General features: G+C 65.5%; 18 protein-coding genes. 5 read left to right on the top strand and 13 right to left on the bottom strand.

Features of this window, described 5'->3' with window-relative positions:
* Window positions 1–10: 10 nt before the first annotated feature.
* The 7 genes from AC3A6I_RS13390 to AC3A6I_RS13420 all read right to left on the bottom strand — a co-directional run bounded on the left by AC3A6I_RS13390 (window position 11) and on the right by AC3A6I_RS13420 (window position 11,598).
* Complete coding sequence (locus AC3A6I_RS13390; RefSeq protein ID WP_487544216.1) at window positions 11–2,116, bottom strand: beta-galactosidase; 2,106 nt, start codon at window positions 2,114–2,116, stop codon at window positions 11–13.
* A 248-nt stretch (window positions 2,117–2,364) separates the two neighbouring features.
* The gene (gene hyi / locus AC3A6I_RS13395; RefSeq protein WP_487544217.1) at window positions 2,365–3,141 is read right to left on the bottom strand and encodes a hydroxypyruvate isomerase; all 777 of its coding nucleotides are present in this window, start codon (window positions 3,139–3,141) and stop codon (window positions 2,365–2,367) included.
* 256 nt (window positions 3,142–3,397) lie between these two features.
* Window positions 3,398–5,146, bottom strand: a complete 1,749-nt coding sequence (locus AC3A6I_RS13400) for an ABC transporter ATP-binding protein (protein WP_487544218.1) — start codon at window positions 5,144–5,146, stop codon at window positions 3,398–3,400.
* Window positions 5,147–5,150: 4 nt separating this feature from the next.
* Window positions 5,151–6,329: an ABC transporter permease gene (locus AC3A6I_RS13405; RefSeq protein WP_487544219.1), complete on the bottom strand. Its 1,179-nt coding sequence runs from the start codon at window positions 6,327–6,329 to the stop codon at window positions 5,151–5,153.
* Window positions 6,326–7,312 carry an ABC transporter permease gene (locus AC3A6I_RS13410; protein ID WP_487544220.1) on the bottom strand — a complete coding sequence of 329 codons (987 nt, stop codon included), beginning with the start codon at window positions 7,310–7,312 and terminating at the stop codon, window positions 6,326–6,328. The genes AC3A6I_RS13405 and AC3A6I_RS13410 overlap by 4 nt, the downstream gene beginning before the upstream one ends.
* A 6-nt stretch (window positions 7,313–7,318) precedes the next feature.
* Window positions 7,319–9,427, bottom strand: coding sequence for a family 10 glycosylhydrolase (locus AC3A6I_RS13415; RefSeq protein WP_487544221.1), 2,109 nt, complete (start codon window positions 9,425–9,427; stop codon window positions 7,319–7,321).
* Between the two features lie 233 nt (window positions 9,428–9,660).
* Complete coding sequence (locus AC3A6I_RS13420) at window positions 9,661–11,598, bottom strand: ABC transporter substrate-binding protein (protein WP_487544222.1); 1,938 nt, start codon at window positions 11,596–11,598, stop codon at window positions 9,661–9,663.
* A gap of 270 nt (window positions 11,599–11,868) precedes the next feature.
* Between AC3A6I_RS13420 and AC3A6I_RS13425 the strand changes: the two genes are divergently transcribed.
* Complete coding sequence (locus tag AC3A6I_RS13425; RefSeq protein WP_487544223.1) at window positions 11,869–12,879, top strand: LacI family DNA-binding transcriptional regulator; 1,011 nt, start codon at window positions 11,869–11,871, stop codon at window positions 12,877–12,879.
* Window positions 12,880–13,260: 381 nt separating this feature from the next.
* On the opposite strand, the gene arfA is transcribed toward AC3A6I_RS13425, so the two are convergent.
* The 4 genes from arfA to AC3A6I_RS13445 all read right to left on the bottom strand — a co-directional run bounded on the left by arfA (window position 13,261) and on the right by AC3A6I_RS13445 (window position 18,613).
* Window positions 13,261–14,817 (bottom strand): arabinosylfuranosidase ArfA, encoded by a 1,557-nt coding sequence (gene arfA, locus AC3A6I_RS13430; RefSeq protein ID WP_487544224.1) that lies wholly within the window; start codon window positions 14,815–14,817, stop codon window positions 13,261–13,263.
* A gap of 189 nt (window positions 14,818–15,006) precedes the next feature.
* Entirely contained in the window at window positions 15,007–15,933 is a 927-nt protein-coding gene (locus AC3A6I_RS13435) for an ArsR/SmtB family transcription factor (protein WP_487544225.1), read from the bottom strand.
* 74 nt (window positions 15,934–16,007) lie between these two features.
* Window positions 16,008–17,453 carry an aldehyde dehydrogenase family protein gene (locus AC3A6I_RS13440; protein ID WP_487545025.1) on the bottom strand — a complete coding sequence of 482 codons (1,446 nt, stop codon included), beginning with the start codon at window positions 17,451–17,453 and terminating at the stop codon, window positions 16,008–16,010.
* A gap of 140 nt (window positions 17,454–17,593) precedes the next feature.
* Complete coding sequence (locus tag AC3A6I_RS13445) at window positions 17,594–18,613, bottom strand: hydroxyacid dehydrogenase (RefSeq protein WP_487544226.1); 1,020 nt, start codon at window positions 18,611–18,613, stop codon at window positions 17,594–17,596.
* Window positions 18,614–18,758: 145 nt separating this feature from the next.
* Between AC3A6I_RS13445 and AC3A6I_RS13450 the strand changes: the two genes are divergently transcribed.
* The gene (locus tag AC3A6I_RS13450) at window positions 18,759–19,490 is read left to right on the top strand and encodes an SDR family oxidoreductase (RefSeq protein ID WP_487544227.1); all 732 of its coding nucleotides are present in this window, start codon (window positions 18,759–18,761) and stop codon (window positions 19,488–19,490) included.
* 139 nt (window positions 19,491–19,629) lie between these two features.
* Here AC3A6I_RS13450 and AC3A6I_RS13455 read toward each other — a convergent pair whose 3' ends face one another.
* Both AC3A6I_RS13455 and AC3A6I_RS13460 read right to left on the bottom strand, forming a co-directional pair.
* On the bottom strand, window positions 19,630–21,027 hold the full coding sequence (locus AC3A6I_RS13455; protein WP_487544228.1) for an AtzE family amidohydrolase: 1,398 nt from the start codon (window positions 21,025–21,027) through the stop codon (window positions 19,630–19,632).
* On the bottom strand, window positions 21,024–21,212 hold the full coding sequence (locus AC3A6I_RS13460; RefSeq protein ID WP_487544229.1) for a DUF4089 domain-containing protein: 189 nt from the start codon (window positions 21,210–21,212) through the stop codon (window positions 21,024–21,026). The genes AC3A6I_RS13455 and AC3A6I_RS13460 overlap by 4 nt, the downstream gene beginning before the upstream one ends.
* Before the next feature lie 199 nt (window positions 21,213–21,411).
* On the opposite strand from AC3A6I_RS13460, the gene AC3A6I_RS13465 reads away from it, so the two are divergent.
* From AC3A6I_RS13465 to AC3A6I_RS13475, 3 genes are all read left to right on the top strand, one after another.
* Complete coding sequence (locus AC3A6I_RS13465; RefSeq protein WP_487544230.1) at window positions 21,412–22,098, top strand: fumarylacetoacetate hydrolase family protein; 687 nt, start codon at window positions 21,412–21,414, stop codon at window positions 22,096–22,098.
* Window positions 22,098–23,195: an ATP-dependent DNA helicase gene (locus tag AC3A6I_RS13470; protein ID WP_487544231.1), complete on the top strand. Its 1,098-nt coding sequence runs from the start codon at window positions 22,098–22,100 to the stop codon at window positions 23,193–23,195. Before AC3A6I_RS13465 ends, AC3A6I_RS13470 begins: the two co-directional genes overlap by 1 nt.
* Window positions 23,196–23,365: 170 nt before the next feature.
* Window positions 23,366–25,780 carry a circularly permuted type 2 ATP-grasp protein gene (locus AC3A6I_RS13475; RefSeq protein ID WP_487544232.1) on the top strand — a complete coding sequence of 805 codons (2,415 nt, stop codon included), beginning with the start codon at window positions 23,366–23,368 and terminating at the stop codon, window positions 25,778–25,780.
* Window positions 25,781–25,792: the final 12 nt, after the last annotated feature.

Below are 25,792 nucleotides of genomic sequence, written 5' to 3' on the forward strand. Positions count from 1 at the left end.
CCTTGCCCCCTTACCCGATGCGCACGATCACCAGGTCGCGCGGCGGCACGGTGACGCTCTCGTCCGACGCCGAAGCGCCGTCATTGGCCCAGTGCGTCGCCCCGAGCGTGCCGGCCCTGCCGAGCTTCACGGTGACGGTCTTTGCCTCGCGCGTCGGGTTCAGCACCCACAGCACGCGCCCGTCCGGACCTTCATGCAGGCGGGCCTGCACGGCGTTGTCCGACACCTTCACGTGCTGCGTCTTGCCGGTCCAGGCGAAGGCCTCGGCGAAGTAGCGCAGGTTATCGGCATTGCTGGTCTTGAAGTATGCAATGCCCGGATGCGTGCCGACCAGCAGCGTATGCCCCTGCCCGAACCGGCTTTCCACCACCGCCAGCCGGCCATCGCTGAACCGCCCGCGCTCGCGCCCGGTGGTGAGCGTATAGGCCTGCAGGAACCCGCCGCCCTTTACCGATTTGCCGTCGAGCGCAAAGCTGATCCGGTCGCCCAGATCCGGCATGAACTCGACCTCCGCTTCGCGGGCGCCGAACATCTCGTCGAGCCCGTTATTGGGCTGCACCGTGCCGACATGGCCGCGATCGCCGAAATAGCCGGGCGTTGCTTCCGAGATCAGCTTGCCGCCCTTCTCCACCCACTTCTTCAGCGCCGCCGCATGCTCGGTGGTGAGCATGATCGGGTATGGCGCATAGATCGCGTCGTATTCGCCGATATCGTCGATATGCACCCAGTCGGCCTGGATGCCGTTGTCGAAGAAGCCGCGATAGGCGCCCCACATGGCCTCCCGATAGGTCTCGGGCAGATGCTTGGCATTGAGCAGGTAGTCCCAGGCCTGCGCCTCGGGGATCACCAGGATGCCGATATCGCCCTTGGCCGGCCGCGCCGAGAACAGCTTCTCCTGCGCCGGATCGTTGGCCCACTTGCCGATCTTGCTCTGCATTTCCGAGCGCGGCGTACGCGAGCCGTCCATGCCATAAGCGCCGAACGCGCCGAACAGCGGACCATCGAGCAGCGGACGATAACGCAGGTTGAGCACACCCGTGGCGCCGGCGGCGAACGAGGTCATGGTCAGCATGCGGACGTCCTCGGGGTCCATCACCCGGCCGTCTTCCTTGTCGTGCCCGAGCACCTGCGGCTGCAGCCACAGCGGACCGGCGGGACGCTCGGCGTGCCACCACTTCTTGCCGCGCGCCGCGGCGCGGGTGATGTCGGGGCCGAAGAAGTTCTGCCACGGCTTGAAGCCGCGCCGGCTCGGCACCCAGGTGAGGCCATAGAGCTCGACCTTGGATGCGGCGAGCCAGTCGTCCATGCCGAGCGCCGCCATGTTGGGAATGGCGCCGCCGACGCCGTGCGCGGCGATCATGCAGTCCTTGTCGATACCGCGGATGGTGTCGATCTTGTACTGCATCTGGTCGTAGTAGTTCTGCTTCTTAAACTCGAGCCAGTCGAGGTTCTCGTTATAGGCCGCCACATCCGGCGGCGGCTCGATGTCGTCCCACTCGGCGTAGGAATAGCGGTGCCAGGCCTTGGCGAGGGTGTCGAGATCGCCATACTTGGCCTTCAGCCAGACGCGGAAATCGGTCTTCATCCACTCCGAGTAGTCGACATCGGCGGCGTAGTTGACCTCGTTCCACACGTCATAGCCGAGCAGCCCCGGATGGCCCTTGTAGCGGGTGGCGAGCGCGGTGAGGAACCGCCCGGCGGCGTCCTTCACCTCGGGGCAATTCATGGTCAGCGTACCGGCGCCGCCGCCATTATTGGCAAAGCCGCCGGTAGCGGCGCTCACGCCCACCACCGAGCGCAGCGGCCGGCCATCGGAACGGATCTGGCGGGCATGCGCCCACTTGCGATAGGCCCAGTCGGGCGCGGCGTGGGTCAGTTCGGCGATGACGGTCTTCATGCCGTTCTTGGCGGCGAGATCCAACTGCCGGTCATAGTCGTCCCAGTCGTAGACGCCCGGCGCCCGCTCGATCGCGGCCCAGATGAACCAGTGGCGGAAGACGTTGAGCCCGTCCTCGGCGGCAACGCCGTAGTCGCGCTCCCAATCCTCGCGCGGCGGGTTCGACTTGCGGAAATAGACGGCGCCGTACGGCGTCTGGGGCAACTTATCGAGAGGCATGGCAGGGCGTCCTTTTGGCAATAGGGTAGCGTTCGGCGCCGAGGCGCCGTCGGGATCGGCTAGTGGTGGGTCTCTGGCCTTGCCACCTCGTCCCCTCTCCCTTGGGGGAGAGGGTCAGGGTGAGGGGGCCTTGCTACAGAACTGGGCGTCGGCGGAAGGCCCCCTCACCCGGATCGCTGCGCGATCCGACCTCTCCCCCGAGGGAGAGGTGAGAAGGGCCGGAGCCTCGAACCTTCATTCGGTGCTCCTCACAGATACGGTTTCATCCAGCCCAGCCCGGCGCTGGTGCCGGCCTTGGGCTTGTATTCGCAGCCGATCCAGCCGTCATAGCCGAGCCGGTCGAGTTCACGCAGCACGAAGGCGTAGTTGATCTCGCCCGTACCGGGCTCGTTGCGGCCCGGATTGTCGGCGATCTGGATGTGGCCGATGCGATGGCGCAGGCGCTCGTAGGTCGGGATCAGGTCCCCCTGCATCACCTGCATGTGGTAGACGTCGTACTGGATGGTCAGGTTGTCCGAACCGACCGCGTCGAGCAGCCGCTCGGCATGCGCGCTGGTCGAGACGTAGAACCCCGGAATGTCGCGCAGGTTGATCGGCTCGAGCACCAGCGCAATGCCGGCATCCTTTAGCCGCGGCGCGGCATATTGCAGGTTCGCGACCAGCGTCGATTCCAGCACGTCGGCGTCGACGCCCTTGGGCGCGATGCCGGCGAGGCAGTTGATCTTCTTGCAGTGGAGCGCCTGGCCGTAGCGGATGGCGGTGGCCACCCCCTCCTCGAACTCGCTCACGCGGTCCGGCAGGCAGCCAATCCCGCGCTCGCCGCCATCCCAGTTGCCGGCCGGCAGGTTGAACAGCGCCTGCTCGAGCCCGTTGGCCTTGAGCAGCCCGGCGATCTCCTCGGGCGGCGCGACATAGGGCGAGACGTATTCGACCGCCTTGAAGCCGTCCTTCGCCGCAGCGGCAAAGCGCTCGAGGAAGGGCACCTCGGTGTACATGAAGGAGAGGTTGGCGGCGAATTTCAGCATTGTTCTACCTGAATGAATGACCAAAGCACGATGTCATCCCCGCGAAAGCGGGAACTCTGTTTTTGGCAGCGCCGATGCCCATGGCAAACCGGGATTCCCGCTTTCGCGGGAATGACACCGAGTATGCGGGGGCGACGGAGCTCAAGCTTCTCCGAGACGCACCGATCTCCCTCCCCCTTGTGGGGAGGGGGGACCCGCGCAGCGGGGGGGTGGGGGTAGGCCCCACGCTCAGCGCTCTCGCGGACACCCAGCATCATCACGCCTTGAACCTCGTCCGGTGCAGCATGCGCTTGTTGCGCGGGTCGGGGTTGGGCACGGCGGAGATGAGGCTCTGCGTGTAGGCTTCCTTGGGCGCCGTGCAGATCTGCTCTGCGGTGCCCAGTTCGACCAGCTTGCCCCGATGCATCACCGCCACGCGGTCGCAGAAATACCGGATCACCGAGATGTCGTGCGAGATGAACAGGAAACTCAGGTTCAGCCGCTTCTGTATATCCAGCAATAGGTCGAGGATCTGGCTGCGGATAGACACGTCGAGCGCCGCCGTCGCCTCATCGGCGATGATGATCCTGGGGTCGAGCGCGAGCGCGCGGGCGATGCCGATGCGCTGGCGCTGCCCGCCCGAGAAGGCGTGCGGATAGCGCTCCATCGCCTGCTTTTCGAGCCCGACCAGTTCCAGCAGTTCGCCGACCCGGTTCTCGAGCGCGGCGCCCTTGGCCTTGCCCGAGACATAGAGCGGATCGCCGACGATCTGCTTGATGGTCATGCGCGGGTTGAGCGAGGCGAACGGGTCCTGGAAGACGAGCCGCACATCGCGATGGAAGGCGCGCAGCCCACGCTTGCTGAGCCCGGTGACATCCATCGGCGTGCTGTTGTCACCATGATAGGTCACGGTGCCGGAAGTGGGCTCGACGGTGCGCAGGATCAGCCGGCCGAGCGTGGTCTTGCCCGAGCCGCTTTCGCCCACGATGCCGAGATTTTCGCCCGGATAGAGATCGAAGCTGACATCGTCGACGGCCTTGAGGCCGGCGCTCGATTTGCCGAACATCGTCCGGCCGCCGCCATAGACCTTGGTGAGGTTGCGCACCGTCAGCACCGGCTGGGTGGCGACCGGCACGTCGGCGGGGCGGGTCACGGCGCGGCGGTTCTGCTCGAGCTTCACCGTCGAGGCGAGGAGCCGCTGCGTATAGGGGTGCCGCGCATCGTGGAAGATGTCGTCGACGCTGCCGCTTTCGACGATCCGGCCATAGCGCATCACCGCCACGTCGTCGGCGACTTCGGCCACCACGCCCATGTCGTGGGTGATCAGCAGCATGGCCATGCCGCGGGAAACCTGCAGGCGCTTGATGAGATCGAGGATCTCGGCCTGCGTGGTCACGTCGAGCGCCGTGGTCGGCTCGTCGGCGATCAGGATTTCCGGGTTCGCCGCGAGCGCCATGGCGATCATGGCGCGCTGGCGCATGCCGCCCGAGAACTCGAAAGTGTAGCGGTCGATCTGCTTTTCGGGATTGGGGATTTCGACCTGGCGCAACAGCTCGATGGTCTCGGCTCGTGCCTCCGCCGCCGTCATCTTGCGGTGCAGGCGCAGTGCCTCGACGATCTGGCTGCCGATGGTGTGCACCGGCGACAGCGAGCTCATCGGCTCCTGGAAGATCAGACCGATGCGGCCGCCGCGGATCTTCAGCAGTTCCGGGCTGCGCTCGGGCAGCTGCGCGATGTCGATGGGCTTGCCGGTCTTGCCGTGCAGCAGGATGCGGCCGCCGGCGATCTTGCCATTGGTATCGATGATGCGCAGCAGGGCACGCGCGGTGACCGACTTGCCCGAGCCGCTTTCGCCCACGAGGCACAGCGTCTTGCCGCGCTCGAGGGTGAAGCTGACCTGCCGGGCGGCGTGCAGCACATGGGTGCGCAGGTTGAAGTCGAGGCTCAGGTCTTCGACCTGGAGCACGACATCGGCGTTGCGGGCGGGCTTGGCGGCTTTGAAATCCGCTTCGGTGAGCATGGCCATGGCGTCAGCTCTGGTACGGATCGGCGGCGTCGCGCATGCCATCGCCGAGGAAGTTGTAGGCCAGCACGGTCACCACCACGGCGGCGGACGGCCAGATGAGCAGCCACGGTGCGGTGGCAATGGTGCGCACGTTCTGTGCGTCCTGTAGCAGCACGCCCCAGCTCACCACCGGCGCCTTGAGGCCGATGCCGAGGAACGACAGCGCCGTTTCGGCGACGATCATGGTGGGCAGCGCCAACGTCACCACCGCGAGGATGTGACTGGTGAGCGAGGGAAGGATGTGCCGGAAAATCAGCCGGCGCTCGCCCGACCCATCCAGCCTTGCGGCGGTGACGAAGTCTTCGCTGCGCAGGGCAAAGAAGCGCCCGCGCACTTCGCGCGCCAGCCCGGTCCAGCCGAACAGCGACACGATGAGCGTTATGAGGAAATACACCGTCAGCGGCGACCAGGTCAGCGGGATGGCGGCGGCAAAGCCGAGCCACAGCGGAATAGTCGGCATCGACGAGATCACCTCGATGATGCGCTGGATCACGAGATCGACGGCGCCACCGTAAAAGCCCGAGAGCGAGCCGAGGATGACGCCGAGGCAAAGGCTGATGGTGACGCCGATCAGGCCGATCGACATCGACACGCGCGTTCCGTAGATCAGCCGGCTGAGCAGGTCGCGGCCGAGCTTGTCGGTCCCGAGCAGATACATGGTGTCGGTCTTCTTGAGCGGCCCGATGAAATGCGTGGTCATGGGGAAGAGGCCCCACATCTTGTAGGCCGGGCCTTCGACGAAAAAGCCGATCGGCACCACCTTCTCCTCGTCGATGACATAGCTACGGCGCAGCGAAGCCTGGTCAACGGTCATCGAGTAGCCGGTGACGTGCAGCTGGAACTTGCTGTTGCCATCTGCATCGGTGGTGAACAGGCGGATTTCCTGCGGCGGCGCATAGGTGAACTGCGGCTTGGCCGCGTCCGGCAATGCCGGCGCGAGGAATTCAGCGAATAGCCCCACAAGGTAGAGAGCGAGGATGATGACGCCCGCGACCACCGCCACCTTGTGACGGGTGAAGCGGTACCAGATCAGCGTCCACTGGCCGGCGACGGCGACGTTTTCGAGCTTGCCGCCTTCGCGCCGGATGGCGGTGGTGGCCGGCCCGGTCTCCGCCGCGCCCTCGATGAAGGTGTGGTCGGTCATGTGAAACGAATCCGGGGGTCTAGGAGGGCGAGCAGCAGGTCCGAGATCAGCATGCCGATCAGCGTCAGCACGCCCATCAGCAGGATGAAGCTGCCGGCGAGATACATGTCCTGGCTGATCAGCGCGCGCAGCAGCAGCGGGCCGGCCGTGGGCAGGTTGAGCACGATAGCCGTGATGGTGACGCCCGAGATCAGCTCGGGCAGCACCCAGCCGATGGCGGACACGAACGGATTGAGCGCGATGCGCACCGGATATTTCAGCACGGCGCGATATTCCGGCAGGCCCTTGGCCTTGGCGGTGATCACGTAGGGCTTGTTGAGCTCGTCCGTGAGGTTGGCGCGCAGGATGCGGATGAGCGCCGCCGTGCCGTTGGTGCCGATCACGATGATCGGGATCCACAGGTGCCCGAGCAGGTCGAGGAACTTGCCCCAGCTCCACGGCGCGTTCTGGTATTCGGGTGAGAACAGCCCGCCCACGCTCAGCCCCATGTAGCGGTAGGCCACGTACATCAGGGTCAGCGCCATGATGAAGTTGGGCACCGCAAGGCCGATGAAGCCGAGGAAGGTGAAGGTGTAGTCGCCCACCGAGTGCCGGCGCATGGCCGAATAGATGCCGATCGGCAGCGACACGGCCCACACGAAGCCGAGCGAGGCGACCGAGATCGCCAGCGTCGAGCCCATGCGCTCCCAGATCAGTTCCGCGACCGGCCGGTTCCACTCGAACGAATAGCCGAAGTCACCGCGAGTGACGATGCCCCAGATCCACTTGAAATATTGCAGCCAGATCGGATCGTCGAAGCCATAGGCCCGCCGCAGCGCCTCGATCTGCGCCGGGTCGGCATTCTGGCCGCTATCCGACATCGAGGCGATCATCGAGGTGACGTAGTCACCCGGCGGCAGCTGGATGATCAGGAAGGCGATGATCGACATGCCGAACAGCGTCGGCACCATGTAGATCAATCGCTTGATGACATAACTTACCATATTGGATCAGGCCCAGGTGAGGTGCACGACCTCGAGTGTATCGATGCTCGGGACCTCGACCACCACCCTGCCCGCCGCTTGCGTCGCCTTGGCGGCGCCGCCCGCGACCAGCAGCTCGGCCTTGCCCAGCGTCTTGCCCTCGGGGATGACTACCGACACTTCGTGCCGCCCGACCGGGAAGCTCTCGCGCGTCGGGCCCTTCATCATCATCGGGTTCGAGATGTTGTTGAGCACCACGGCCGTCCCGCCACCATTGGCCCGCACGGCCAGATCGAGCACCGACTTGCCGGTGACCGTGACGTCCGGGGTCTTGCCCAGCGCCCAGCGCACCGCATTGGCGATCAGCCTGCCGTGGTCCGCCGCCAGCACTTCCCAGAAGATGCCGCCGATATTCCACGGGATGTAGACCGTTCGCCCGCCACCGGCATGCTCGCGCGTCACCACCGCCGAGCCCTTCGGCTCCTCGCGCGGATAGACCTCTTCCATCGGCAGATCCGGGAAATCCGGCACGTACAGGAACGGCGACTGCGTCCCCGCCGCCGGCTCCACCGCCAGCAGGTACGTCCCGCCCATGATGCGCTTGGCGCCCTCGAACCCCTCCGACACCGGATGGGCCCCGTTGATCGACACATAGGTGTTCTTGACCACGCCCCGCGCGCCCTTGCGGAGCTTCACGCCCAACAGGTCACCCAGCGCTATGGCATTGCGCGGCTTGTTGTCGGCGGTACGTGTCGAGGTCTCGAACGCCGCGACCACCGAACCGCCCGCCGCCACATAGGCCTCGAGCAGCTTCACCTGCTCGTCGCTGAGGCAGGTCGAGTTGGCGAGGATCACCACCTTGAACTGCTTGAGGCTGTCGAGCGTCATCGCCTGGTCCGACAGCATCTCGAACGGCAGCTTGGCTTCCACCAGCGCCTGGTAGAACCCGAGATCGTTGGCCTCGGCGGCCCGCCGCGTATCCTGCCCGTGATGCCGCAGCGTTGTCGCCGGATCGAGGATGGCGATCTCCGCCACCGGGCTCATCTCCGACAGCACCGGCTCGAGATCGGCATGCAGCGCAAAGCTCTCGGCCACCGGCGCGACCCAGCGCGTATCCGGCACGACGCCGTTGAACTTCGTGAACCACGGCAAGAGGCCCTGCGTGGTGCCGTCATCCATCCAGGCGCGGATCTCGGCGCCGGTGGTGACCGAATCCTTCCAGCGATATTCCTCTTCCGGCCCGATCGAGGTGATCAGGATGGCCGGACGCTCGCGGAACGTGGCGCGCATGCGCTTGCCGTTGCGGCCCGCCATCCACACCGGCTCGGTGCCGCGACGGCCCTGGTCGTCCACGCACAGGAACGGGCAGTATTTTTCGATGATGTTGAGATCGAACTCCATCAGCGACACCGAACCCATGTTCGGGATGAAGCTGGCATGCGGCTTGATCTTCTTCATCACCTCGTCCCACTCGACGACGAGGCGGCTGAGCGTGGTGCGGCGCCAAGCGGTCCAGGCCAGCCACGCCGGATTGTCGACGCTCGAATCGCGCGGCAGGTCGAAGCCCGAGGCGGCCTTGAAGTTGGTCTTGCAGCTCTCGCAATAGCAGACGCCGTGGCCCTGCCAGCGATTGGCAAAGATCGCATCGATATCGTAGTTCGCCGTCAGCTCCTCGAGCACTTTCGGCATGAACTTGAAGTTGTAGTCCGAGTAGGCGCAGGTGACCCACACCGACGGGAAGGCCCAGTGACGGCGCTTGTTGCCATCCTTGTCGACCGCGATCCACTCCGGGTGCGCATCGGCGGCATCCTGGTGGATGGCGTGCGGGTCGACGCGGGCCATCACGTGCATGCCGAGCTTGCGGGCGCCGTCCACGAGGACGCCGAACGGGTCGGTGTCGCCGATGAACTTGCTCACATAGTGCAGCGGCACCTTGGAGGGGTAGTAGGCGATATAGCCGCCGGCGCTGAGGCAGGTGGCGTTCGACTGCGTCTTCTTGAACACGTCGATCCAGAAGGCCGGATCGAACTTGACCGGATCATCCTCGGCCAGCGTGAGCTGGGTCCAGCGCGTCGCCGACTTGTACCAGTCGGGAGTACGGAGATTGGCAGCGGCCTGGGCCTTGGCTTCGAGCATGACGGTCTCTTGGACTGGATGGCGGCGGCCCGTGGGTCGCCTGAGGATGTTGAGTTTGTGGGCTCGCCCACCGGGTGATGCAGGTCACTGAGCGCCCCACCCACCGGCTGTCATCCCTGCGAAAGCAGGGATCCATGGCGCCGCCAGCGCGGGCCGTGAGATGGCCCCTGCTTGCGCAGGGGTGACATCGCGCGGGAGGGCGGGGCCGGGCGTCAGACCCGACCCCCGGATCGTCAGGCCTTGAAGAACTGCTCGGGACGCGCCGGGCCGGGGGTCGGCCAACCGAACGAGTTCGGCATTTCCTTGAGCACGTTGACCATGTTGTTCTTGACCACGCCGTAGCCATCCGCGGGGAGGCTGACGCCGAAGGTGAAGAACAGGTCGGCCGCGTTCTGCAGCACCTGCGCCATCACTTCCTGCTGCTTGGCCGCATCGGCGGTGCCGACGAGCTGGCGGTAGAGGTCCTGCTGGGCCTTCACCGCTGCCGGGGGCTCTTCCGCCGCCGGATCCTCGGGCTTGGTGTAGTAGAGCGACCAGGCCGGGGCGTAGAAGCAGTTATTGTTGATCGGCACGTAGAAGCGCGGATCGAGCATCGCGGCGATGCCGGAATTGGCGCCGAACTGGTGCGCCGTCGCATCGTATTCGCGACCGCGACGCACGCGCTCTTCCCACAGCGAGCGATCCATCGTGCGCATCTGCGCATCGATGCCCACGGCCTGGAACATCGGGATGGCCAGCTCGAACATGTCGAGGAAGGTCGTCCGGGTCTGGTCCAGTTCGAAGATGATCGAGACGCGGCGGCCTTCCTTGTCGGTGCGATAGCCTTCGCCGTCCTTGTTGGGGATGATCGCGTCGAGCATCGTGTTGGCCTTGTCCGGATCGAACTCCGTCCACTGCTTGGCCAACTGCTCGTTGTAGAGCGGATCGCCCTCACGCATCGAAGCCTGCGCCGGAGCGCCCTGCCCCACGAACACCGCATCGATCAGCGCCTGCCGGTCGACGGCGCTCGACAGCGCCTGGCGGAACTCCATGGTGTTGAACAGTTCGCGCTTGGTCGCGTCGACATGGTTGAGGTTGAGCTGGAACGCCATGACGTTGGCGGCCGTCTCCTTGAGCGTATAGAAGCCGTAGCCGCCTGCTTCCTGGCCATCGAACAGCACCGGCTTGTTGGCCGGGGTGGCGATGTACTGGTCCATCATGTCGACTTCGCCCTGCAGCGTCTTGAGCAGCAGCACTTCGGGATCAGCGACCATCTGGTAGACGATCCGGTCGAAATACGGCAGCTGCGTCCCTTCGGTATCCACCTTGTGGTAGAAGGGGTTGCGCACCGCGATCGAGGTTTCGGTGTTCTGACCCAGGGCGCTGGCGCCCTCGCGGGTGAACACCCAGGCCGTCAGCGCCGGCCGCTTGGTGTTCTGGAAATAGGTGTTGGTGTCGAGATAGCCCACTTCGCGCTGGAACAGCGCGATCCAGCTCTCGAGGCCTTCGGCCTTGGCGAGCGCGTCGGCTTCCGGGTTGTACTTGATGTGGAACTGCTCGAGGTAGTGCTTGGGGCAGCGCACCAACTGGTCCTGGTCGGCCCAGGCCATCTGCTGCAGGAAGAAACCGTTCGGCTCGGCGAAGATGACCTTGAACGTCTGCTCGTCGACGATCTCGAGCTTGGCCGGCTCACCACCGGCCGACCACCAGACGTTGCCGCCCTGGTTGGTTTCGGCATCGGTGAAATAGGCATCGTACCAGAACTGCACGTCGGCGGTGGTGAACGGCTGGCCGTCCGACCACTTGTGGCCCCTGCGCAGCTTGATCGTGTATTCGGTGGCGTCGGCATTGACCTCGTAGCTCTCGGCCACGTTGGTCTCGATGCCCGACCAGTCGGACGTATAGCGCACCAGCCCGTCATAACCCTGATAGCGGACCAGCATCGAGGCGGAGCCGCCGCCGACCAGCGCATGGTTCCAGTCGCCGCCCTGCTGGCCCACCCGCTCCCACGGCGTGATGACCAGCGGGTTTTCCGGGAGCCGCTCGGCCACCGGCGGCAGTGCGCCGCTATCGACCTGCGACTGCAGGAACGCCGATTCCTTGGTCTGCGCCCGCGCCAGACCGGTAAAGGCCAGCGTGCCGGCAAAAGCCGAGCTCGCGGCAATAAAAGCCCTGCGGCTGATACGTCCCATTGATCTCTCCTCCAGGCTAGAGCGGCTGATTGCTAAGCGCTCGCTCGTTAGCTGGCGTCTAGCTTGCACCGACGATTTGTTAGGTAAAGTGTTATGTGGCATCCGACTTTGGTTTAGGTTATGGCGTCGAATCGACAGTATTTATGACCTAAATCTACCGGATCGCCTCATCGCCGATCGTCCGAACTTCCACAGGCACATGAACGCGTTAGGTTGCGTTATGGTGTTTTTCGGCTCTAGGTAGGTACAACAGGAAGGGAAAACCGCCGCATGGCCAGGGTCACGCTCACTACCATCGCCGAGCACACAGGCTTGTCGAAATTCGCAGTTTCGCGCGCCCTCTCCGGCAAGGACGGAGTGAGCGAGCAAACCCGCCGCCGCGTCCGCGAAGCAGCCACCGCGCTCGGTTATGTCCGGCCGGTCAACGATGCCGAGCCGCCGGCCTTGGGTGTCGTCTTTCACGATACCGATCTCATCAACTCCGAGCTGCATCTGCTGATCCAGTCCGGCTTCCAGGCCGAGGCCAAGCGCCGCGGCTACCAGATCCACATGCTGTGGACGCATGAGCCCGCCGAGGTGGAAAGCTTTGCGCGCCACTTGAGCGGCGTTGCGATGGTCGGCCCGCATTCGCGCGAGGCCATGGAGCGTGTGCGCACCCTGGGCGTGCCGGTGGCGCGCAATAGCTGGATGGACGCGCTCGACCCCTTCGACATCGTTGCCGGAACCGACCACGAGGCCGGCTCGGCCGTAGCGAATTACCTGTTGAGCCTCGGCCACCGCACCATCGCCTATGTGCATGGCACGCCCGGCTATCGCGGCCGCATCGAGCGCTATTATGGGATGCGCGAAGTGCTGGAAAAGCACCCGGATGTCGAGTTCCGCGAGATGCGCTTCGAGACCGAGATGTCCTTCACCGAGCACTACCTCAAGGCCAAGGCCGAAGGCTTCGAGCCGACCGCCTTCTTCTGTGCCCATGACGGGCTGGCCGTGATGGCGATTTCCGAGCTCCTGCGGCTCGGCTATCGCGTGCCCGAGGACATGACCGTGGTCGGCTTCGGCGATTATTCGGCGGCGACGCAGATCTCCCCGCACCTCACCACGGTGAAGGTGCACGGCATCGACATCGGCGCGGGCCTGGTGCGCCTGCTCGACGACCGCGCCCAGGGCCGCATCGCGCCGGATGTGGCGGTGCGCGTGCTCATGACTGCAAGGATCATCGAACGCGCCAGCAGTGGCCCGGCGCGAGCGACGCCACCGGTGCTACGGGCGGTGGGGCGGTAGGCAACGAACACTCACCCAACCACCGGCTGTCATCCCAGCGCAAGCTGGGATCCATCTCGCGGCCCGCGCCAATGGAGAGTTGGATCCCTGCCTTCGCAGGGATGACATCGAGGTTGGGAAACCATCACCTATTCCCCCGGTCGTCATGGCCGGGCTTGACCCGGCCACCCATGCATAGCTGCAGCCTGCCTATGGGTCCGCGCGTCAAGCCCGCGGATGAGGGCGGAGAGGATGGCGGGCGAACTCCCCACCCACCGGCTGTCATCCCAGCGAAAGCTGGGATCCATCTTGCAGCCCGCGCCGGTGGAGCGCTGGATCCCTGCTTTCGCAGGGATGACATCGAGTGTGGGAACAGCGCTCAGCGCCACCCCGGAGCCTCGATCAAACCTTCACCCGCACCATCTGGTAGGAGTACGGGGCCAGCTTCACGCTCAGCACCTTTCCGTCGACCTTGGCGCCGGTGCCCTTCGTCGGGGCGACCTGGTTCTGGTCGGCACCGGTGTTGACGGCGCGCAGGTTGGCGTGGGTCATCACCTGGTGGTCGATCACCGAGGCGGCGCCAAAACCCTCGAGGCTGAGCTCGACATCGATCGACTCCGATGCATGCCGGTTCACCGCGAAGAAGGTGACGGTCCCCTCCTCCTCGTTGTGCACGCCCGACACGTCGACATAACCGATATTGTCGCCATGCACCGCGTCGTAGCCGGGCGAGCTGACCGACAGGTTCAGCGCGTTGCCGCGGCCATAGATCGAGGCGAAATAGTACGGATAGTAGATCGTCTGCCGCCAGGCCGCGCCCTTGGGGTCGGTCATGATCGGGGCGATGACGTTCACCAGCTGCGCGATACAGGCGAGCTTCACCACGTCGGAACGGCGGATGAAGGTGTTGAGGATCAGGCCGACCTGCAGCACGTCCTCGAAGTTGTAGATGTCCTCGAGCAGGCGCGGCGCGTGCGGCCAGCCATCCTTGCCGTCGAGGATCTTCCGATCCTGCTTGTTCGAGTGGTACCAGACGTTCCACTCGTCGAAGCTGATATAGACGTTGTGCTTGGACCGCTTCTTGGACTTCACGAACTCGATCGTGGAGGCCACGGTGCCGATATAGCTGTCGAGCTTCTCGTTGAGCGCCAGGTAGTTGGCGGTATTCTTGGCCAGCACGTCGGCGCTGGCGCCGTCAAGCAGCGCCTGCTCGTTCTCGCGGTTGGCGAAATACATGTGCAGCGAGATGTGGTCGACATTGTCGTAGGTGTGCTCGAGCACCTCGCGCTCCCAATCGGGATAGGTCGGCATGTTCGAGTGCGACGAACCGCACACGATCAGCTCGAGCTTCTTGTCGAAGGCGCGCATGGTCTTCGCCACTTCATTGGCGAGCCGGCCATATTCCTGGGCGGTCTTGTGACCGACCTGCCAGGGACCGTCCATCTCGTTGCCGAGGCACCACAGCTTGACGTCGAACGGGTCGGCACGGCCGTTCTTCTTGCGCAGGTCGCCCCAGTACGAACCGGTCGGGCCGTTGACATATTCGAGGAAGTTGCGCGCGTCATCGAGGCCGCGCGAGCCGAGGTTGATGGCCAGCATCATCTCGGTGTCGACCGCATCGCACCAGTCGGCGAATTCGTGCACGCCCACCGCGTTGCTGTCGGAGGTGTGCCAGGCGAGATCGAGCCTGGTCGGACGCTGCTCGCGCGGGCCGACGCCGTCTTCCCAGTTATAGGCCGAAACGAAATTGCCGCCCGGATAGCGCACCATCGGGATCTTGAGGTCGCGCACCAGCTGGGCCACGTCGCCGCGCATGCCGTTCTTGTCGGCAGTCGGGTGATCGGGCTCGTAGATGCCGGTGTAGATGGCGCGGCCGAGATGCTCGAGGAACGCGCCGTAGACCCGGTCGTCGATCTTCGAAATGGTGTAGTCCTTGTGCGCCGTGACCGTCGCCCGCATGCAGTCCTCCCGCCACCAGATTTGGTGATTTATATCGCCCAAGTTGATATGAAACACCTGTGGGAGCGTCAAGTGGTCTAACGGCGCATCCCGCAGAGTGGAACGGGCCTCGGCACAGCACCCATAGACCGGCAGAAGTTCATGCACGAACCCCGGACCATCGGCCGGAATAGTCCGCCCTAAGCCGGCCTATTCCGTCTCGAGCCGCAGCACGATGTCCTGGTCGTAGTTGCCGAAGCCCCGCCCGAAGATGTTGATGCCGCCCGGGTGCTTGGCGTCTTCCTTGACCCCGATGCGCAGCCGGATCGAGTGGTGGATGTCGGTATCGAGGTCCTTGAGCGAGACCGGCGAGATCTTCACCCCATCGACATAGGTCCCGGTGCTGTTGACCCGAAAACCCTTGAGCTTGCCGTATTGGCTGCCCTTCAGTTTCCACCAGTCCGGGGTGTAGACGCCGCGCTTGTCGCCGAAATCACCCGGCGAGGTCCAGGTGCCGACATCGTGGCCATTGACCGAGATGGTGATGTCGCTGGGCCAGTCGGCGCTGGTCCCCGGCACCTCCGAGCTCAGCTCGAGCGAGAACTCCATCGAGGTGATCTTCTGCTGCGCCAGCCGCGCGTTGTTGGGGAACTGGTACTCGACGTAACCCCTTGTAAACCAGATCAAACCCGTCTTCATCCGGTCGGGGTCGAGGAACGTGTCCGGCACGTCGAGCAGCCCGATGATGCCCTCTGTGGAGCACAGCCCGCACGGCGCCGCGACCTGGCAGCTGGTGTAGAGCCCCAGCGGCATCGCCACCTCGATGACGTTGGCCTTGAGCGGGCGAATGTCCTCCTTGAACATCACCAGCACTTCGTCGAACAGGCTGTGGCAGATCTTCTGGTTGCCCTTGCGCGCCTTCTGCGTCTCGGTCCGCACCAGCCCTGCATCCACCAGCGTCTGCATGTTGGACGACACCGTCGACTGCGGCTGGTGGAGCTTGGCCGCGATGTCGTTGACGTTCATCGGCCCCTCGATATGCAGCAGCTTCAAGATCGCCACCCGCACTTCCGACGCCAGCGCCTTCAGCACCTCCGGCCTCTCCTCCGGATCGACCAGCAAAAAATTCCGGCTCATGGCCCCAGCGCCCCAAACAAAGCAAAGGGAATCCGTATCAGGATTTTTGGTACATAGTCAAAAGCGGTTGGGGATCACCCCAGCCACCCTGCCCGCGGCCTCAGCGTCACGTAGACATTCTTGAACGCCGAGTACTCGTCGAAGCCGTATTTGCCCAGTTCGCGGCCGATGCCGCTCTGCTTGTAGCCACCGATTCCCATCTCGGGCGTGCCGGCGCCGGAGCCGTTGATCCAGGTGCGGCCGGCCCGCACCTGCCGGATGGTCGAGATGGCCTTGTCGAGGTCGCGGCTCCACACATGGGCCGAGAGGCCATAGTGCGTGTCGTTGGCGAGCCGGATCGCCTCCTCGGGCTTCGAGAAGCTGAAGGTCGAGAGCACCGGCCCGAAAATCTCCTCTCTGGCGATGGTCATGGTCGGGGTGACGCCGCGGAAGATGGTGGGCGAGTAGTAGTTGCCGACATTGCCCAGCCGCTCGCCGCCGGTGACGATCTCGGCGCCCTCCTGCCGGCCGTCCGCGACGTATTTCTCGACCTTTTCCAGATGCGGCCGGTGAATGAGCGAGCCGACCTTGACGTTGTCGTCGAGAGGATCGCCGATCGGAACTTTCTTCGCGATCGCCGTGAGACGGTCGATCATCTCGTCGCGGGCGCGCTCCTCGACGATCATGCGCGTGCCGGCGATGCAGGTCTGGCCGGAATTGCCGAACACCGAGCTGGCAATAGTGTCGGCAGCCGCCGCCATGTCGCTGTCGGCGTAAACGATCTGCGGGCCTTTGCCGCCGAGCTCGAGCCCGACGCGCTTGATGCGGGCGGCGGCGAGCCCGCCGACGATCTGGCCGACGCGGTAGGAGCCGGTGAAGCTGAGGAAATCAGTCGCCGGATGCTCGGCAAAGGCCTGCCCCACCGGGTCGCCATAACCGGTGACGACATTGAACACGCCATCCGGCAGGCCGCAGTCGCGCGCCAGCTCGGCAAGGCGGATGGAGGAGCCGGAGGTGAACTCGGAAGGTTTCAGCACGACGGTGCAGCCGGCGCCGAGCGCCCATGGCAGCCGCTCCGAGCCGATCAGCAACGGGTAGTTCCACGGCGTGATGATGCCGACGACACCGATCGGCTCGCGCAGCATCAGGCCGAGGACATTCTCGCCCAGCGCATTGTGGGTCTCGCCGGTGAGGCCCTGGGTATGGCCGGCGGCGAAGTGCCAGAGCTCGGCGGAAAAACTCATTTCACCGCGCACGCCAGCAATGGCCTTGCCGCCTTCGAGCGCCTCGATGGTCGCCAGTTCCTCAGCATTGGCGGTGATGGCATCGCCGATGCGGTGCAGGATCTTGGCCCGCTCTGCTCCGCTCATCTTCGGCCACGGACCCTCGTCGAAGGCTTTGCGCGCTACGAGAATGGCGCGCTCGGCATCGGCGAGCGAAGCGCGCGGGATCACGCCGGCGACGAGGCCCGCATAGGCCGGGCTTTCGCGCTCGATCGTGTCGCCCGACTCGGCATCGATCGACTTGCCACCGACCAGCATCTGGTAGCGGCGCGTCGTGAGGCGCGGGTCGGACATGCGGGGCGGCGTGAACGGCAGGTGCTGGTTCAAGACAAACTCCTCCTCGGCAGCCATCCCTCAATGGCCACTCTCATTGGCGCCATACTAGCGGAGCCCGCCGGCTATGCCAGCCGGTCGTAGCGGCTGTAGTCGATCAGGTGCTTCAGCGGCTCACCGCGAGCGAAGCGGATGACCTCATCAACCACCAGCGCGCCGAGCCGTTCGCGCTCGACTCCGGCCGCTCCGGCGATGTGGGGCAGGAGCAGCACATTGCCGAGGCCGTAGAGTGGCGAGTCGGGCGGCAGCGGCTCGGGATCGGTGACGTCGAGCACTGCCGAGAGGCGGCCTGAGACCAGCTCGCGTTCCACCGCCGCGTGGTCGACGATGGCGCCGCGGGCGGTGTTGATGAAGGTCGTGCCATCGCGCATCAGGGCGAACTCGCGCGCGCCCAGCATGTGCTGGGTCTCGGGCACCGAGGCGGCGTGCAGCGTGACGATGTCCGAGCGCGACATGAGCGCGTCGAGTCCCACCAGCTCGACGCCGAACGCAGCCGCCTGCTCGGTGCTCATGCGGGGCGCGTGGAGGATCACTTCGAAATCGAAGGGGCGCAGCATCTCGATCAGCTTGAGGCCGATGCGCGAGGCGCCGATGACGCCGATGACCTTGCGGTAGTTGCCGAACCCCGAGGCCATGATCGGGGCAAGCCCATCGCGCGTGCGGGTTTGCCGATACATGTCGCGGAACTCGAGCACGCGCTTGTTGGCGAAAAGGATCGCCGCCAGCGTGAACTCGGCGACCGGGATGGAATTGGCCGCGGCGGCCGTGATCACCTGCACGCCGGCTTCGAACACGGCGCGGTCGATGAAAGATTTCACTGTGCCGGCCGAGTGCGCGATGAGCTTCAGCCGTGGCGCGGCGGCGAGCGTTGCCTCATTGATCGCCGGCGCGCCCCAGCCGGTGACCAGCACGTCGATATCGGCGATGGCGGCGCGCGCTTCATCGGTGTCGAGCCGGGGCAACGGGGTGTCGCGCACGATGTCGGCGACTTCGCGCAGGCGAGTGAGGTCGCGTACGGAAAACACGCGCTCGGTGCGGGCCGGATCATGGGCGAAGGCCAGCTTGAGCCGTGGCCGATGAGTCATCGATGCTCCTCCTCACGGGACGCGTTCACCCATTCGGCGCAGTTGACGCCATCGGGCATGCCCGCTTACTCACGCATAGTCGTTCTCGCTCGGGCAGAACAAGCGCGGATCACGCGCTCCCGCGACAGCGTAAGGAGATAGTCCCATGGCCGACCTCAGCGGCAAGATCGTTTTCATCACCGCCGCCGCCCAGGGCATCGGTGAAGCCTCCGTGCGCGCCTTCGTGAAGGCCGGCGCCAAGGTGATCGCCACCGACATCAATGCCGAAAAGCTCAAGGAACTGGACGGCCAGCCGAACGTCACGACGCGCGTGCTGAACGTGCTCGACACCGAGGCGGTGAACCAGGCGATCAAGGAAATCGGTCGCATCGACGTGCTGTTCAACTGCGCCGGTGTCGTCCACAACGGCTCGATCCTCGAGATGCCGGAGAAGGACCTGCAGTTCGCCTTCGACCTCAATGTCTGGGCACAGGTGCGCACCATCCAGGCCATCCTGCCGCAGATGCTCGAGCGCGGCGAAGGCGCCATCATCAACATGGCGACCGTCGCCAGCTCGGTGAAGGGCGTGCCCAACCGCGCCGCCTACTCGATCTCCAAGGCCGCCGTGATCGGCCTCACCAAGTCGATCGCCGCCGACTACACCACCAAGGGCATTCGCGTGAACGCCATCGCGCCGGGCACAGTAGACAGCCCGTCGCTGCACGAGCGCTGGCGCGCCACCGGCGACTTCGAGGGTGCGAAGAAGGCCTTCATCGCCCGCCAGCCGATCGGGCGGATTGCGCAGCCCGAGGAAGTCGCCGACCTCGCCGTCTATCTCGCCGGCGCCACTTACACGACCGGCCAGGTGCACGTCATCGACGGCGGCTGGACGGCGTAAGACCGACGGACGCAGAGCCCGTCCCCTTTCACCGGGTCATCCCCGCGAAAGCGGGGATCTCTGTTCGCAGCGCCATCCAAAAACGGAGGTTCCCGCTTTCGCGGGAATGACTCCGCGCGTGATTACGCGCGCACCGGACTCAATCGTCCGCGAACCCCTTGGCCACTGGCGCGGTGCACGTGCCGGCGGCCTCGAGTTGATGCGCGACCCGGAGGCAGATGTCCTCGCGCCAGGGCGCGGCGATCACCTGCACGCCGAGGGGCAGGCCGTCCGTGTCTAGCCAGACGGGGACGGTTGCAACCGGCAGGCCGATGAATGAGATCGGCTGGGTGAAGATGCCCATGTTGGGGCGCACCGGCAGCTCGATGCCGCCGAAGGTCGCCGTCTTCTGGCCGATCAGCGGCGCCTTCATCGGCGTTGCCGGGGCCAGCACGGCATCGACCTCCTCGAACACCCGCAGCACCTTCTCGCGATAGACGCGGCGCAGCTTCTGCGCCTTCTCCACCCATACGGCGGGCAGCATGGCGCCGGCCAGCAATCGGTCGCGCGTATCCGGGTCGAAGTCCTGCGGCCGCTCACGCAACCGGTCGAGATGGAGCGCTGCCCCTTCGGCCATGGTAATGATGAAGGCTGCGGCACGCGCCGCCTGCGCATCGGGAATGCTGATCACACGGCTCGCATCGAGCGCCTTGGCCACCGTCTTCACATGCGCCTGCGCCATCGCGTCGCCGGCGAAATAGCCATCGGCAATGCCGATCCTCAGCCCATGTACCGGATGTTTCAACCGGGCCGCCGTCGGCTCGTTGGGGCGCTTCGTCTGCGCCGGGTCGGCATCGTCGAAACCCTGAAGCGCATCATAGGTCAGCGCCAAGTCCTTCACCGAGCGCGTGAACGGGCCGAGGTGATCCAGGCTCGCAACGAACGGGAAGCTATGGGCGCGGCTGAGCCGACCATAAGTCGGCTTCAACCCGAACAGGCCGCAGAACGATGACGGCACGCGGATCGAGCCATTGGTGTCGGAGCCGAGGCTGATCGGCACGAGCCCGCCGGCGACCGCCGCCGCCGATCCGCCCGAGGAGCCGCCGGTCATGCGGTCGAGAGCATGCGGGTTGCGCGACGGCCCGTCATGGGCGTTCTCGCCGGTGAAGTCATAGGCGTACTCGCCCATGTTGAGCGCGCCGACGAGCAGCGCGCCCGCCCCCTCCATCTTGGTGACCAACGTGGCATCGCGGCTGGCGGGCGGGTTGTCGCGGTTGATCTTCGAACCCGCGCGAGTGACGACGTCGCGGATGTCGAACAGGTTCTTGACCGCAAACGGCACGCCGGCGAGCGGACCGGGATCGAGCCCGTTGCCCACCTTGCCGTCCACCGCGTCGGCGGCGTCGAGCGCGCGCTGCGCGGTGACATCGGTGAAGGCGCCGAGCATGGCATTATGCTTGTCGATGCGGGCCAGCGCGGCTTCCGCGACCGCTCGCGCCTTGACCCGCCCTGCCCTCACCTCGTCGGCGATTTCCGCCGCGGTTGCGCTGGCCTTCATGCGCGGAACACCGGCGCCGGCTCGGCATCGTCGTCGAGCTTGATCTGCTCGACCAGCGCCGCCATCTTGCTCGCCGTCTTGAGGTTCTGCCGGATGCCCGCACGGTACTCAGGCTCGATGCGCAATTGCAGCAGCGGGGCCGCGGCGTCGATCAACGCATCGGCATCGAAAGGTTTGTAAGCCATATCGGGCGACGCTCCCAAAATGCCCTGGCCTCAAGGCAGCAGCCCCCACGGCTGGCCCGAGTTCGGTCAATACTTACCCTTCCCATGAGACCGACCCATGCGGCAAGTCACGGACGCGTAGGGGTGGATGAGCAAAGTTCTCATTTTGTCCCAGAACAGATTCGGTTAGTGTCCGCCCGCTCACGCTCAGGGAAAGCCCATGTCCGATTACGTCATTGCCCCGCCGCCGCAGGTTGCCGTTCCCGTTGCCGGCGGCGGCTTGTTTCCGGTGCGCCGCGTCTATTGCGTCGGCCGCAACTATGCCGAGCACGTCCGCGAAATGGGCCATGACCCGGACGCGGAGCCGCCCTTCTTCTTTTCGAAGCCCGCCGACGCGCTGGTAACCAATGGCGCCGATACGCCCTACCCGTCCGAGTCGGCCAACTATCACCACGAGATCGAGCTGGTCGCGGCCATCGGTACCGGCGGCAGGAACATCGCGGTTGCCGATGCCTTCAACCACGTGTGGGGCTATGCCGTCGGGCTCGATATGACCCGGCGCGACGTGCAGGCCTGGGCCAAGAAGGCCGGCAAGCCGTGGGAGACCGCCAAGGGTTTTGACCGCTCCGGGCCGATCGGCACCCTGGTGCCGGCATCGAACCTCGCCACCCCGCTCAAGGGCGCCATCGAGCTCAAGGTCAACGGCCAGGTGCGTCAGTCGGCCGACATCTCCGACATGATCTGGGATCTGCCGCACGTGATCTCCGAACTCAGCCGCTATTTCGAGCTGTTCCCGGGCGACTTGATCTTCACCGGCACGCCGGCCGGCGTTTCGGCGGTGAGCAAGGGCGACAGGCTCGAGGGCTCTGTCGCCGGCGTCGGCACGGTGGTGACCACGATCGTCTGATGGAATGGTCGCCGCAACAGGACGAAGCGCTGCAGGCCGTTTCCGCCTGGCTCAAGGATCCCGGCGCCAAGCAGGTGTTCCGGCTGTTCGGCTGGGCCGGCACCGGTAAATCGACACTCGCCCGGCATCTGGCGCAGGGGGTGAAGTCGGTGAAATACGCCGCCTTCACCGGCAAGGCCGCCATGGTGATGCGCAAGTACGGCGCACGCGGCGCCTCGACCATCCACAGCCTGATCTACACGCTGGTGTCGGACAAGGAAGGCGAGCCGAAATTCGCGCTCGACCCCGAGAGCGAGGCGATCACGGCCGACCTCATCGTCATCGACGAGGTGTCGATGGTGGACGAGGCGCTCGGTCGCGACCTGCTCAGCTTCGGCACCAAGGTGCTGGTGCTGGGCGACCCGTTCCAGCTGCCGCCGGTGCAGGGCGCGGGCTTTTTCACCGCCGACGAGCCCGACTACATGCTCACCGAAATCCACCGGCAGGCGGCGGACAACCCGATCATCCGCATGTCGATGGATATTCGCGAGGGCGGCTATCTCGAACATGGGCGCTACGGCGAATCGCTCGTCATTCCTCGCGCCGATGTCGACCGTGGCGAGGTGATGCTGGCCGATCAGGTGCTGGCCGGCCGCAACAAGACGCGCGTCGCCTATAACGACCGCATCCGCGAGCTGAAGGAACTGCCCAGCCACGAGCCGGTGGCCGGCGATCGGCTCGTCTGCCTCAGGAACAATCCGGTGAAAAAGCTGCTCAACGGGCAGATCTGGACCGCGGCCGAGGTGAAGAAGCGCTCGAATGCGCGCTACTCGATGACGCTCGACCCCGACGAGCCGACCGGCGCCAAGGCCAGCCAGGCCAAGGTGGTGACACATGCGGCGTTCTTTTCGGGCGAGGAAGACGCGCTGAGCTGGCCCGAGCGCCGGCAGTATGACGAGTTCACCTTCGGCTACTGCCTAACCGTGCACAAGGCGCAAGGGTCGCAGTGGGATAATGTCTACCTGTTCGACGAGAGCTTCGTGTTCCGCGAGGACCGCACGCGCTGGCTTTACACCGGCGTGACCCGGGCCAGCGAGCGGATAACGGTTGTCACCTGATCTCCGTTTGGCCGCACGCATCGAAAACAGAGGTTCCCGCTTTCGCGGGAATGACCCGGTGCGTGGTGGACCTGCCCTGCAGCAATCCATTTATGGAAAGGCACCAGCGTTTTTGACCATCCAGTCGAAATCCTCTTCACTGCCCTGCCAGCATCCGCTAGCGCTTTCATATGGATAGACGGAACCAGCGGCGGGCAAGGAAGCACGGGGCACCCAGCCTCGTCGCCGATTACATGCCCCTGCCCGGCGTGCCGGACGAGATGGTCGATGCGGCGGGCAATGTGCGCGCCAGCTGGACCCAGCTGATCAACGCGCTCGACGACCTGGGCTCCGAGGAATTGGCCGGCCGCTTCGAGCGCGCCGACCAGTATCTGCGCGATGCCGGCGTCTACTACCGCAAATACGATGGGGCCGAGAGTAAAGAGCGCTCCTGGCCGTTGGCGCATGTGCCGCTGGTGATCGAGGAAGGCGAGTGGCAGGCGATCACGCGCGGACTGACCCAGCGCGCCGAGCTGCTCGAAACCATCGTCGCCGACATCTACGGCGGCAACGAACTGGTGCAGCGTGGGCTGCTGCCGCCCGAACTGATCGCGCGCAACGCCGAGTTCCTGCGGCCCATGGTCGGGGTCCAGCCGGCGAGCGGACATTTCCTGCACTTCTGCGCCTTCGAACTGGGCCGCGGCCCCGACGGCAACTGGTGGGTACTGGGCGACCGCACCCAGGCCCCGTCGGGCGCCGGCTTTGCCATCGAGAACCGGGTGGCGACGACGCGGGCGCTGTCGGAAATCTACGGCAAGATGCCCGTGCACCGCCTCGCTGGCTTCTTCCGGGATTTCCGCGACACGCTGACCGGCCTTGCCAGCGCGGGAGATGGCGATGGGCGGGTCGGCATCCTGACGCCGGGCCAGCACAACGACACCTATTTCGAACATGCCTATATCGCGCGCTATCTCGGCTTCATGCTGCTCGAGGGCGAAGACCTGGTGGTCGAGAACGGCCGGGTGATGGTGCGCACCGTGTCCGGCCTGATGCCGGTCAGTGTGCTGTGGCGCCGTATGGATGCGAGCTTCGCCGACCCTCTGGAACTGCGCTTCGACAGCCATATCGGCACGCCCGGCCTCACCGAAGCGGTGCGGCAGGGTTCGATCTCCATTGTCAACGCGCTCGGGTCGGGCATTCTTGAAACGCGAGCTTTCGCCGCCTTCATGCCCAACCTCTGCCGGGCGCTGACGGGCAGCGATCTCGAACTGCCCGGCATCGCCACGTGGTGGTGCGGCGGCGAGGCCGAGCGGCGACACGTGATCGAGAATTTCGATACGATGATGGTCGGGTCGGCATTCGCCACCGGCCTCGCCATCGAGGACGAGCACGGCACCCTGGTCGGCGGCACGCTGTCCGCCGCCCGCCGCGCCGAGATGCTGGCGCGGCTCGATGCGGATGGCGGCAGCTTCGTCGGCCAGGAGCAGGTGCATCTGTCCACCACACCGGCCTATATCGGCGGCAGGCTGGAGCCGCGGCCGATGACGCTGCGCGTCTATGCCGCCCGCACCCGCGATGGCTGGACCGTCATGCCGGGCGGGTTTGCCCGCATCGGCTCGACCCCCGATGCGAGCGCCATCGCGATGCAGCGGGGCGGACAGGCGGCGGACGTATGGGTGGTGAGCCCGCATCCGGTGGAGCGCGTGACGCTGCTGCCGAGCGAAGGCGAGAAACTGGTCCGCATCTCGGCCGGGAGCTTGCCCAGCCGGGCCGCCGACAACCTGATCTGGCTCGGCCGCTATGCCGAGCGTTGCGAAGCCACGGTGCGCATCCTGCGCGCCTACAACGCGCGGCTGGCGGAAAGCTCGAACCCGGACCTGCCCCTGCTCAAGGATACCCGCGCCTATCTCGATGGGCTGGGGGTAGACGCAGCGTTGGCTTTTCCCAAAGGCCTGCTCGCCGCCATCGACAGCTCCGTGCATAGCGCCAGCCAGGTGCGCGACCGCTTCTCGCCCGATGGCTGGCTGGCGCTCACCGACCTGCGCAAGACCGCCCGCGCCTTTGCGCAGCGGGTGCAGCCCGGCGACGACGCGACGCGGGCGATGACGGTGATGCTGCGCAAGCTCGCCGGCTTTTCCGGCCTCGTGCACGAAAACATGTACCGTTTCGCCGGCTGGCGTTTCCTCGAGATCGGCCGCCGGCTCGAACGCGGCATCCAGATTGCCGGCGCGGTGGCCTGGTGCACGCGCAAGCAGGCGCCGGAAGGCTCGCTCGACCTGCTGCTCGAGATCGGCGACAGCGTGATGGCGCATCGCCGCCGCTACTCGGTGAGCGCCGGGCCCGATTCCTATATCGATCTGCTGGTGCTCGATGCGCTCAACCCGCGCTCGGTGCGTTTCCAGATCGACGACCTGCAGCAGCAGCTCGAAAGATTGCCGGGCGGCCTCGAGGACGGTCAGCTCTCGGCGGCGGCGCGGGCCGCACTGCAACTCGATACCGAATTGCGGATCAGCGACCCGGAAGACTGGACGACGCCGAAACTCAACCGGCTCGGCATCGATGTCGGCAATCTCGCCGGCCTCATCGCCGACGCGTATTTTGCCTGAGGAGGACGGGCC

The organism is Devosia sp. Soil_C_22 (assembly GCF_057657195.1).